The organism is Pantoea sp. PGP6 (assembly GCF_053474785.1).
Window position 1 is genome coordinate 2,555,725 of record NZ_JBQBMA010000001.1, and the last position, 12,415, is coordinate 2,568,139.

Genomic DNA, 12,415 nt, shown 5'->3' on the forward strand with positions numbered 1-12,415 from the left:
AGCAAGCGCCTGCCCGAAGAGCAAGGTGTGCGAGCCAGGGATGGCGAGCCCGGTCCGCAGGGACGCGGGGCCCCCTTGCGGTCGCGCAGGTCCTTGCTAACCGCCTCACCCGCGCCCCCCAATCAACCCGGCAGGCCCTTGCTGACCTTCGCACCGGGCGCACCACCGCACTCGCCATCTCAACACACCGCAACGCGCGCCCTCGCACCGGCCTGTAAATCCGCCCGGTAATAACGCACCACCTCACCGACCAGCAACAACGACGGCGAAACCGGCTTCTCCTGATCCACCGTCTGCGCCAGTCCGCCCAGCGAGGTAATCAACACCCGCTGATCCGACCGGGTACCGTTCTCAATGATCGCTACCGGCGTCGACGCATCACGCCCGTGATCCTGCAACTGCCTGCTGATCGAGGCACTCCAGCTCAACCCCATATAAAACACCAGCGTCTGATTGTCCGCCGCCAGCGCAGCCGCATCCAGCTGCGGCTCCCCGCTGCGCCCGTGCCCGGTGATCAGCCGTAACGACTGCGCGCAATCACGGTGGGTCAACGGAATGCCACTGGCCGCCGCGCAGCCCACCGCGGCGGTAATCCCCGGCACCACCTCACATCGAATCCCGGCCAGCTGCAGACTCACCATCTCCTCGCCGCCGCGACCAAAAATAAACGGGTCGCCGCCTTTCAAACGGATCACCTGGCGGCCACTGCGCGCCAGATCCACCAGCAACTGATTGATCTGCGCCTGCTTAAGACCGTGCTGCCCAGGTCGCTTACCCACATCAATGCACAACGCGCTCTCCGGCACTTCCGCCATCACCGCTTCACTCACCAGCCGGTCATACACCACTACCTCGGCACGCTGCAGTAACCGCAACGCTTTCACCGTCAGCAGATCAACGTCGCCCGGCCCGGCACCCACTAACCACACCGCGCCCTGCTGCGGAACACTGCCCTGCGGCGACAGCAATTTATCCAGCGATTCAATTAACAGCGTCATGACGCCTCCGTAATCGATTGGGAACGCAACAGCTGCTTCAGTTCCGGAATACAGGAACCACACTGCGTGCCGCATTTAAGCTTCTCGCCCAGCGCCTGAGTCGTATCACACCCCTGCGCCACCGCCTGCAAAATGGCCGACTCACCGACCGCCATGCAACTGCAGATAATCCGCCCCGCCGCCTGACCCTGGGCGGCCTGGCCCGCCAGCAGCCGATGCCGCCGAAACGCATCCGACGGCGCAGCCTGAAACGCGGCAGCGACGAAATCGTGGTCGACTGCTGGCAAGCCAGCCCCGGCATACAATGCCAGCTGCAGCACGCCGTCTCGCCATGCCAGCACCCGGTAATCACTGCCGCTGCCGTCAGCGACCTGCAACTGGCACCCGCTAAGATCGTAATGCGCCGCCAGCCACGCTTGTGGCGCACCCTCGCCAGCAACCACATAACGCTGCACCCCGGCATACGGTGACCGCGCCCAGTAACGCAACCCCACAGGTGATGCCAGCGTCGGCTGCCATAACCAGCCCTGCCAGCTCACCGGCAACGGCATAATCCGCACCGGCGTCTGCTTCAGCGCCGGCTGGCGCGAAAACGGACAGCCTCGCGCGGCGATCAACATATCGACATGGCTCTGCTGACTGAACTGCCGGTTCCAGTGCATCGGCACAAACAGCTCTCCGCGTCGCAGCCCGCTATCCAGCGTCACCCGCGCGCTGATCCAGCCAGACAGCGACTGCACACGGGCCAGCGCCCCCGCCGTCAGCCCATAGTGGGCCGCATCGGCCGGATGAAGCGCCACAAACGGCTCGTCACAGTGCTGCATCAGCCGTGGCACCAGCCCGGTGCGGGTCATGGTATGCCACTGATCGCGCACCCGACCGGTATTCATCAGCAACGGATAAGCCACCTCGCGTGGCGTCACCACGGGCGTCGCCGGTACCCATAGCCGGGCTTTGCCATCTGGATGATAAAACCGGCGATCGCTAAACAATCGGGCACAGCCAGCAGGATGTTCAGCGTTGACCGGCCACTGAACCGGACGCAGCGCATCCCAGTCGGCATCACTTAACTGCGCCAGCGCGCTGATATCAAACGCCCGCTGACCGCCGTTCTCAAAGCCCGATAGCGCCGCATGTTCACGGAAAATCGCTGCCGGATGCTGCCAGTTAAATCCTTCAAAGCCTAAACGTCGGGCCACCTGGGCCAGCAGCCACCAGTCGGGACGGGCATCGCCGGGCGCGGCGGCAAAGGCGCGCTGACGCGAAATCCGCCGCTCTGAATTGGTCACCGTGCCATTTTTCTCGCCCCAGCCCTGGGCCGGCAGCAGAATGTCAGCAAACGCGCTGGTATCGGTTTGCGCCATCACGTCCGACACAATCACCAGCGGACAGGCCGCCAGCGCCTGCGCCACCCGATTGCCCTCCGGCATAGAGACAGCCGGATTAGTGCCCATAATCCAGACCGCTTTAACTTCGCCGGTGGCGATAGCCTGAAACAGATCCACCGCCGTCAGGCCGGGCTGACGGGCGATAGTCGGGCTGCGCCAGAAACGCTGCACCCGATCGCAGTCAGCCGGATCAAACCCCATATGCGCCGCCAGCTGATTAGCCAGCCCGCCCACTTCACGTCCTCCCATCGCATTTGGCTGTCCGGTCAGCGAAAACGGACCGCAGCCCGGCCGCCCGATCCTGCCGCTTAACAGATGCACATTGAGGATCGCCTGATTGTTATCACTGCCGGTGAGCGACTGATTAATCCCCATGCACCACAGCGTCACTACCCGCCCGGTCTGGCTGAACAACCGGTAAAAGTCGGTCACCTGCTGCGGCGTCAGATCGCACTGTGCGGCGACGTGCGCAACCTGCCACGGCTCTGCCGCCGCCAGCGTTTCCGCCACGCCGCTCAGGTGCGGCAGCATCGTCTGATCGATGCCGCCCTGCTTTGCCAGCCAGCGCAGCAGGCCGGAAAACAGCAGCGTATCGCTGCCAGGACGCAGCGGCAGATGCAGATCGGCCAGGTCGCAACTGGCGGTACGCCGCGGATCGATGACCACCATCCGCATTTCAGGACGCTGCTGCTTCGCCTGCGCCAGCCGCTGCCAGATCACCGGATGTGCCCAGGCCGCGTTGGAACCGACCAGCACCACCAGATCGGTCTGATCCAGATCCTCATAACAACAGGGCACCGCATCCGCACCGAACGCACGCTTATAGCCGATCACCGCTGAGGCCATACAGAGCCGCGAGTTGGTATCGATATTGGCGGTGCCGATATAACCCTTCATCAGCTTATTGGCGACGTAGTAATCCTCGGTCAGTAACTGGCCGGAACCGTAAAACGCCACTGCCTGCGGGCCGTCACGCTCAATCACCGCGCGTAATCCTGCCGCCGCCGCATCCAGCGCCGCGTCAAGCGTCACCGGCTGGCCATTAACCTGCGCCTTCAGCAACCGTCCCTCTGGCGTCAGCGTCTCGCCTAACGCCGTTCCCTTAACGCACAACCGCCCGGCGTTGGCCGGATGCAGCGGATCGCCTGCCACCTGCGCCCGATGATTGTCCTGTGGCGTCACGCAGACGCCACAGCCGACGCCGCAATAGGGACAGGTGGTATTCATGATGCCTGCGCCAGTTGATTCGCCGGACGGTTCGCCAGCCAGATCTGCCCCGCTTCCAGCTTCACCGGCCAGCAGCGTAACTGGTGCTGCGGGTTATCCAGACTCTGACCGTCCCGCAGCCGCACCCGCTGCTTGTAAAGCGGCGAAATCACCACCGGCTCGCCGCCGACATCACCGAGAATACCGCGCGACAACACGCTGGCTTCGCTGCCTGGCTCGCGATCCTCCAGCGCATAAAGCGTCTCACCAAAGCGGAACAGCGCGATACGCTCACTGCCGAGCCGCGCCCCGATGCCGGCCTGCTGTGGCACCGCGTCGAGTGCGCAGACTGCGCTCCATCGCTCGGCCGGCAGGTGCAGCAACGGGCGGGACGTGGCCGTGTCCGGCTGGCGCTGGCCGCGCACCCGGCTGTAGTGCAGGCTCTCATCCGGCTGATCGCTGTTGACCGTCGGAGTGAACAGCGCCAGGCGTGACGCATCCGCCAGCGTGGTCTGCCATTCGCACTGGTACGCCTCGACCACCTGCTGCATCTCCTGCTCCAGCGTTGCCGCCAGCCCGAGGCTATCGTCAATCACCACCTGACGCAGATAGTCGAGGCCGCCCTCCAGGTTATCCAGCCAGACGCTGGTGCGCTGCAGCCGGTCGGCGGTACGGATATAAAACATCAACAGACGATCGACATACCGCAGCAGCGTAGCGTCGTCGAGGTCGCTGGCGAACAGATCGGCGTGACGCGGCTTCATACCGCCATTGCCGCAGACATAGAGATTCCAGCCCTTGTCAGTGGCGATCACCCCGATATCTTTGCTCTGCGCTTCAGCACATTCACGGGTACAGCCGGAAACCGCCATCTTGATCTTGTGCGGGGCGCGCAGGCCCTTGTAGCGATGCTCCAGCGCGATAGCGAACGCGGTAGAGTCCTGCACGCCATAGCGGCACCAGGTTGATCCGACACAGGACTTCACGGTGCGCAGCGATTTGCCGTAGGCGTGGCCGGTTTCGAAGCCAGCGTCCAGTAATGTCTGCCAGATAGCTGGCAGTTGATCGAGCCGCGCACCGAACAGATCGATGCGCTGTCCGCCGGTAATTTTGGTATAGAGATCGTAGCGCGCCGCCACTTCGCCAATGGCAATCAGACCTTGCGGAGTGATCTCACCCGCCGGAACGCGCGGCACCACTGAATAGGTGCCATCTTTCTGGATATTGGCAAAGTAGCGATCGTTGGTGTCCTGCAACGGCAGATGTGCCGGTTGCAGCAGATAGTCGTTCCAGCAGGAAGCCAGCAGCGAGGCCACCAGCGGTTTACACACTTCACAGCCGTGGCCTTTGCCGTGCGCCGCCAGCAGATCGTCAAAGGTTTTGATCGCCTCCACCCGGATCAGGTGATAAAGCTCCTGCCGCGACCAGGCGAAGTGCTCGCAGATATCCTTCTTCACCACCACGCCGAGGTTCGACAACTGGTATTCCATCACCTGTTTCACCAGTGCCGCACATCCGCCGCAGCCGGTGGCCGCTTTGGTACAGCTTTTAATGCTGCTCATCTCACTGCAACCGCTTTTCACCGCTGCACAGAGTTCGCCTTTGCTGACGTTATGACAGGAGCAGAGCTGGGCACTGTCAGGTAGCGCGGCCACGCCCGCTGCCCTGGCCGGTGCGCCCGCCAGCAGCGGCAGAATCAGACTCTCGGGCGCGGCCGGCAGCGGCAGCGCATTCAGCATCATCTGCAGCAGTGTGGCGTAATCGCTGCTGTCCCCCACCAGCACGCCGCCCAGCAATCGGCTGCCGTCGCCGGAGACCACGATTTTCTTGTAAATGCCTTTTGGACCGTCCGTCCAGTGATAACTCTGGCTGCCGATGGTGCGACCCTGCGCATCACCAAACGACGCGACCTCGACCCCCAGCAGTTTGAGCTTTGTGCTCATATCCGCACCGCTGAACGCAGTGGGTTCCGCCGCCAGATGGCCCGCCAGTACCCGCGCCATCTGATAGCCGGGCGCCACCAGCCCAAAAATCTGACCGTTCCACAGCGCGCATTCGCCGACGGCGTAGATCGCTTCATCGCTGGTCTGACAGCGATCGTTAATCTCGATACCGCCGCGCGGACCGAGCGTCAGCCCGGCCTCACGCGCCAGCTCATCACGTGGCCGGATGCCGGCGGAGAACAGCACCAGATCGCTGTGCAGGCTGCTGCCATCGGCAAAGTGCAGCAGCACGCTGCCGTCGGCCTGAGTCTCAATCTGCTGAGTCTGTTTTGAGGTGTGTACCGTCACACCAAGCGACTCGATCTTCTGACGCAGCATTGACGCGCCGCCCTCATCGAGCTGCACCGCCATCAGGCGCGGCGCAAACTCCACCACATGGGTTTCCAGCCCGAGTTGCCGCAGCGCATTGGCCGCCTCCAGACCCAGCAACCCACCGCCAATCACCACGCCGCGCTGACTGTGACGGGCGCAGGCGGCAATCGCATCGAGATCGTCGAGCGTGCGGTAGACGAAACAGCGTGCCGCATCGTGGCCGGGAATCGGCGGCACAAAGGCGCGTGATCCGGTCGCCAGCACCAGCCGATCCCACGCCAGCTGGTTACCCGCACTGTCAGTCAGGCTACGCTGCGCCCGATCAATCGACACCACCTGGCAGCCCGTGCGCAGCTCAATGCCGTGCTGCGCAAAGAAATCCGCGCCCACCAGCGAGAGATCGGCCGCCTGTTTGCCGTTGAAATAGTCCGACAGATGCACCCGGTCATAGGCTGGCTGAGACTCTTCGCCATACACCACAATGTGATAGTGCTGATGCAGTTCACGGGCGACCAGTTGCTCAAGAAAATAGTGGCTGACCATGCCGTGACCGATCACGGCTAATAGCGGTTTGCTCATCAGAAGACTCTCTGCAGCCTGCGGCTGCGTTTCAGGTTGATCGGGATCGAACAGGGTGGCGAGCGTGACGGGTTCAGCACGCTGCAGGCGGCCGAGCAGTGCGGCCCCCTGCTGGCTGTCACCAAACAGCAGCACGCCGTTGAGGCGTCCCTGTCGCAGAAAGAGACGACGATAGTCGCCGGAGAGCGGATCAAAACTGCTGACCGATGGCGATTCACTGATATCCCCGGCGCTGAACAGTGAAATGCCGCTGACTTTCAGCCGCGTGCCGCCAGGCTGGGTACGGTAATCGGCCTGTGGCGAACCGGCCAGCTGCGCTGCCAGCACCTGCGCCTGCGCCAGACAGGGCGCCACCAGGCCAAAGGTCTCCCCCTCGATTTCACAGCACTCGCCGACGGCATAGACATCGGGCACCGCGCTGCGTAGCTGGCGATCGACCAGAATACCGCGCTGACACGGCAGCCCCGCCGCCCGCGCCACGGCCACGGCTGGCTCCACGCCGATGGCGATCACCACCTGCGCGGCGGCGTAATCAGCGCCATCCGCCAGTGTGACGCCGGTTGCGGTGATCGCCTGCAGGCCACTGTTCAGCAAACAGTGGATGCCACGCCCGCGCAGCGCCGTCAGCAGCAGTTCACCCGCTCTGGCATCCAGCTGGCGATCGAGTAACCAGCCTTTGTGGTGAATCAGCGTCACCTCACGGCCCTGCGCCCGCAGTGCCGCCGCCGCCTCAATGCCGAGGAAACCGCCCCCCAGCACCGCCACCGGGCCGTGGCCCGCCAGCAGCCGTTCAACATCATTGATGCTGCGAAAACCGCTGACGTGCGGCCGATCGATGCCCGCAATGGCCGGCAGACGCGGCTGCGATCCGGTGGCGAAAACCAGCCGGTCCCAGCCCAGCTGACGCTGGTCGGTCAGCACCGTGCGGGCCGCCAGATCGACCTGCTGCACCGTTTCACCGGCCAGCAGCGTCACGCCGTGCTGCTGATACCATGAGGTGGCATGAAGCAGGGTCTCGCTGAAGCGCATCTCGCCAGCCAGCACCGGTGATAACAGCACGCGGTTATAGTTGCCGTACGGTTCGCGACCGATCACCGTGATGGCGTAGCGCTGCGGCGCGCGTTGCAGCAGGCTTTCGACCAGCTGCATCGCCGCCATTCCATTCCCTATCACCAGCAGCCGTTGCGTCATGATGTGATCCTCACGCCGCCGTAGTCTGTTTTTCATACAGAAAGTGCAGCACCTGCTGACGTAGCTGGTGATAGCGTGGATCGTCGGCCAGCGCGACGCGTGAGCGCGGACGCGGCAGATCGACCGGCAGAATCTCACCGACCCGCGCCGCCGGGCCGTTGGTCATCATCAGTACCCGATCTGACAACAACACCGCCTCATCGACGTCATGGGTGATCAGCACGATGGTGGTGTTCAGCTCCTGCTGAATGCGCATCACACTGTCCTGCAGTTGCGCGCGGGTCAGAGCGTCCAGCGCGCCAAACGGCTCATCCAGCAGCAGCACCCGCGGCTTCATCGCCAGCGCCCGTGCGATGCCGACGCGCTGCTTCATGCCGCCGGAAATCTCACCCGGCCGCTTGTGCATCGCATGGCTCATCTGCACGCGATTCAGGTTGTGCTCAATCCAGTCACGCATTTCCGCTTTACTGAGCCGGCCTTTAAACACCTGCTGCACCGCCAGTTCAACGTTCTGAAACGCCGTCAGCCAGGGCAGCAGCGAATGGTTCTGGAACACCACTGCCCGCTCTGGCCCCGGCCCGGCGATCTCGCGGTTATCGCACAACAATACGCCGCTGCTGGGCCGGCTTAATCCGGCAATCAGGTTAAGCAGGGTTGATTTGCCGCAGCCGGAATGGCCGATCAGACTCAGGGTTTCGCCCTGGTGAATATCAAAGCTGACGTTATCCAGCGCCAGAAATTCACCGCTGGCGGTATTGAAGCGCTGGCTGACCTGCTGAACGCGAATAATGTGTGACATGGTGAACTCCTTATTTATCCCAGCTAAAACGACGGACCAGCAGCATCAAGCCCTGCTCCAGCAACAGGCCGACAACGCCGATAATCAGGATGGCGATCAGAATGTTTTCCACATTGAGGTTGTTCCACTCGTTCCAGATCCAGAAGCCGATACCCAGTCCGCCGGTCAGCATTTCGGCAGCGACAATCACCAGCCACGCAATGCCAATCGACAGGCGAACCCCGGTCAGCACGGCGGGCAGCACTGCCGGCAGCAGGATGCGGCGCATTACCGTCCACTCGGAGAGCTGCAGCACCCGCGCCACATTGAGGTAATCCTGTGGAATGCGTTGTACCCCTTCAGCGGTGTTGATGATCATTGGCCAGATTGAGCAGATGAAAATGGTCCAGCTGGCAGCAGGCTCGGCACGCTGAAACAGCAGCAGACCAATCGGCAGCCAGGCCAGCGGACTAACCGGGCGCAGCAAGGCGATAATTGGATTGAACATCCGTGCCATAAACAGAAAGCGGCCGAGCAGAAAACCGGCCGGAATGCCGACCAGGGCCGCCAGGCCGAAGCCGACAGCGACCCGTTGCAGCGACGCCAGCACGTTCCAGCCGATGCCCTGATCGTTGGGACCGTTGCTATAGAACGGATCGGCAAACAGCACCTGCGCCGCCTGCCAGGTGGCGTACGGCGTCGGGAAAGACGGCTCCGACAGCGCGGCAATTTGCCACACCAGCAACAGCAACAGCATCCCGCCGGCTGCCGGGATAGCCCGCTGGATCAGCGGACGCAGGCGAGCCGGTCTGGCGGCGGCTTTCGGGGTAATCTGCAACGGGATAACGGTAGCACTGCTGTCGGTCTGTACCGGCTGCGCCAGGGCGCGCGCGTCAGTTTTCATGGCATCCTCTCTTAATGTTTGATGGCGAAACTGGCGGCATAGGCGGCAGGATCGCTGCCGTCCCAGACTTTGCCGTCGATGAGGGTACTGCTGCGCATCTCCGTGGCGGGCAGCGCGATCTGGCCGACCGCACTGGCGGCCTGTTTATAGATGTCGATGCGGTTAATCTGGCGTGCTACCGCCAGATAATCAGGATCGTCGGTCAGCAGACCCCAGCGTTTCATCTGGGTCAGGAACCACATGCCGTCAGAGAGCCACGGGAAACTGACCTTGCCGTCACCGAAGAAGCGCATCGGATGCGCGTCCTGCCACGACTGACCCAGCCCGTTCTGGTACTGACCCAGCATCCGCCCTTGCAGCGTCTCAACTTTGGTATTGATCCAGGCGCGCCCGGCTAACACCTGGGCCGTTTCTCGACGGTTATCGTCAGAGGCATCAATCCAGCGGGCGGCTTCCAGTACCGCAGCCGTGAGTGCGCGTGCGGTATTAGGATTCTCGTTGACCCACTGCGCGCGGGTGCCGAGGATTTTTTCCGGATGCTCAGGCCAGATCTGCTGGCTGGTGGCGGCGGTAAAGCCGATGTTGTCGCTGATGGCGCGCTGGTTCCACGGCTCACCGACGCAGAAGCCGCTCATGTTGCCTATCTTCATGTTCATCACCATCTGCGGCGGTGGCACAACCACAGTGCGTACCTCCTCAAACGGGTTGATGCCGGCATTGGCCAGCCAGTAATAGAGCCACATGGCGTGGGTGCTGGTGGGAAAAGTGTGGGCGAAGGTGAAGTGGCCTTTGGCCTGGCTGTCGACCGCCTTTTTCAGGCTGGCCGCATCTGTCACGCCGCTGGCTTTTAGCTGGTTCGACAGAGTGATCGCCTGGCCGTTATGGTTGAGCGTCATCAGATTAGCCATGTCGTGCTGCGGACCGGCCACCCCGAGTTGCAGGGCGTAGATCATGCCGTACAACACGTGCGCGGCATCCAGCTCGCCAGAGGTCAGTTTGTCGCGTACCGCCGCCCAGCTCGCCTCTTTACTGACCTGTAGCGTCAGGCCATATTTTTTATCAAATCCTTTAACTGACGCCATCACCACGGGTGCACAGTCGGTGAGCGGAATAAAGCCGACCCGCACGGTGTTTTTCTCAGGCGCATCCGATCCCGCCGCCCATACGGCATTGCGTAATCCCGGAACAACCCAGGCCCCGCCCAGCGCGGCACCGGACAGCAGTAACTGACGTCGTGAAAGGGAAAATGGCGTTTTGCTCATCATATTGCCCCTGAACAGGAATAAAAAAAGGCGTCCTCCGACATGCCGAAGCATGCGGATGGACGCCTTTATCCAAAGCACTGGCCCCACCGCCGTTGGCGGGAACAATGCGCACTGTCTGTACTATCAAGCAAGCAGCGTGCCAGAATTACTGACCGCTTTAACGCCGGGTTTTCGCCCTGCTCCGGGTGAAAAAGCAACCGTTTTTGCACTTCTCTGACGCAGGCTGCGCACAAGCGTTGTGCAGCTAACGCTTTCGGGTTAAGTGTTGAGGGTCGCGGCGACGGCCAGCACCGCCTGCGCGATCTCCAGTACCCGTTTGTTCTGGTTCATGGCGCTTTTACGCAGTGCCTGCCAGGCCGCCTGCTCGCTGAAACCGTGCTGCTGCATCAGCCAGTGCTTGGCCTGTTCAATGATCCGGCGCTCATCCAGTGAAGCGCGCATGGCGGCCAGTTCATCGGCTTGTTGCTGCAAGCGCTGCGACTGTTCACCAATCAGCGACAGTACTGAGCGCCCAAGCTGCGGCGCCAGGCCGTCGCTGTCCAGCGTGGCCGCGCCGGGCAGCCAGTCGGCACCCGAAACATAGAGCGCAAAACTGCTCTCTCCCTGCACCGGGGTCAATGGCAGCGCCGCCTGCTGTTCGGCCAGTTCAATCGCGGTCCGGCAACGCAGCATCAGCGTGGCGGAGAGACCGTCTTCGACCTGTTTCATCTGATCGAGCCGTGCGGAAAGCAGTGAAAACCAGTGCAGCGCGCCGGACGCTTCGCCGCTGCCGCCGGTGCAGGCGATGCGCCGCAACCGCTCGATATCCCGGCTGGCCTGCGCCAGCGGCTGCCATCGGGCACGCGCCTGGTCATCGGCAAACTGGTGAAAGGTGGTGAAACTCTGCTCCTGGGCCGCAATCAGCGCGACCATCTGGCTGCGCTGATCGGTGCTGAACTGCCCGGCCGCAAAGCCAGCGGAACCAATGGCGCGCTCCTGTCCGGCCAGCTCTTTGCCCTGCATAAAGCTGAACAGCGCAATCAGGGCGCGGGAGATATCGGGATGGCTGGCGGTGTCAGCGGCTTCAAATACCAGGTTGAGTAAGGTGCGTATCACCTGGTTAAACGCCGCCATCGCCGCTGGCTGATTAAGCGTCCCCTCCGCGATCTGCTGTCGCAGTGCGGGCAGTTCACTCAGCGCCTGTAATGCGGCGGCGATCAGGTGACAGAAGCGGCTGTAGCCCGGTTGCGCTACCGCTGGCGGTAGCGCCTGATAAACCTGCTGCAGGCAGGCGCTGACCTCCTGCTGACGGGCGACCCGCTCAGCGCTGAACAGCCGGCCGTGGGAACAGATCCAGATATTGCTGGCACCGCGCTCCCGCTGCAGTTGGTGGACCAGCTCACTGACCGCCGTTAGCAGTTGTCCGGTCTGCAGTAGCCGTTGCAGGCTGGCAATATCGCTTTCCCGTGATGCCTGCAACCAGCTCAGGGCGTCCCTCATGGTTCACCTCTCATCGGCGTAAAACCATTATTAAGCAAAAGCCGTGCCGTTTTGACAGTAAAAAGCGTGGCCGGCGCGCCCGGAAATTCCGATTTTGATGAGTTTCTTAAGGCAAATGGATAAAAATTTCTGACAATGAGTGATTAGAAAAACTTAATAGTTTCCCATTGAATCCTTTGCGTGGCAGAATGCGCGACAACGTTCTCAACCAGTTTGCCGTCGCGATAATTCAGTTAGCTTTAACTATCGTAAAGCATGGCGCTTTTCCCGCGCCCTGGCTTGCCAGAAAAGCGCCTGCTATCACGCATCGGC

Annotated in this window: 7 protein-coding genes; all 7 read right to left on the reverse strand. The window is 62.3% G+C overall.

The genetic code is table 11. The annotated features are described in order from the left end of the window. Positions 1 to 179 precede the first annotated feature (179 nt). The 7 genes from cobA to ACLIBF_RS12480 all read right to left on the reverse strand — a co-directional run bounded on the left by cobA (position 180) and on the right by ACLIBF_RS12480 (position 12,103). Positions 180 to 998, reverse strand: a complete 819-nt coding sequence (gene cobA, locus ACLIBF_RS12450) for a uroporphyrinogen-III C-methyltransferase (protein ID WP_069728204.1) — start codon at positions 996 to 998, stop codon at positions 180 to 182. After that, positions 995 to 3,613: a nitrate reductase gene (locus tag ACLIBF_RS12455; RefSeq protein ID WP_448309893.1), complete on the reverse strand. Its 2,619-nt coding sequence runs from the start codon at positions 3,611 to 3,613 to the stop codon at positions 995 to 997. Before ACLIBF_RS12455 ends, cobA begins: the two co-directional genes overlap by 4 nt. Then, on the reverse strand, positions 3,610 to 7,677 hold the full coding sequence (gene nirB / locus ACLIBF_RS12460; RefSeq protein ID WP_448309895.1) for a nitrite reductase large subunit NirB: 4,068 nt from the start codon (positions 7,675 to 7,677) through the stop codon (positions 3,610 to 3,612). The genes ACLIBF_RS12455 and nirB overlap by 4 nt, the downstream gene beginning before the upstream one ends. A 10-nt stretch (positions 7,678 to 7,687) precedes the next feature. Then, a complete protein-coding gene (locus ACLIBF_RS12465; protein WP_279809974.1) occupies positions 7,688 to 8,476 on the reverse strand; it encodes an ABC transporter ATP-binding protein in 789 nt (262 codons plus the stop codon). Positions 8,477 to 8,486: 10 nt separating this feature from the next. After that, positions 8,487 to 9,359, reverse strand: coding sequence for a nitrate ABC transporter permease (ntrB, locus tag ACLIBF_RS12470; RefSeq protein WP_069728202.1), 873 nt, complete (start codon positions 9,357 to 9,359; stop codon positions 8,487 to 8,489). An 11-nt stretch (positions 9,360 to 9,370) separates the two neighbouring features. Further along, entirely contained in the window at positions 9,371 to 10,621 is a 1,251-nt protein-coding gene (locus tag ACLIBF_RS12475; protein WP_279809995.1) for a CmpA/NrtA family ABC transporter substrate-binding protein, read from the reverse strand. Positions 10,622 to 10,882: 261 nt separating this feature from the next. Further along, positions 10,883 to 12,103: a nitrate regulatory protein gene (locus ACLIBF_RS12480; RefSeq protein WP_031377503.1), complete on the reverse strand. Its 1,221-nt coding sequence runs from the start codon at positions 12,101 to 12,103 to the stop codon at positions 10,883 to 10,885. Positions 12,104 to 12,415 lie beyond the last annotated feature (312 nt).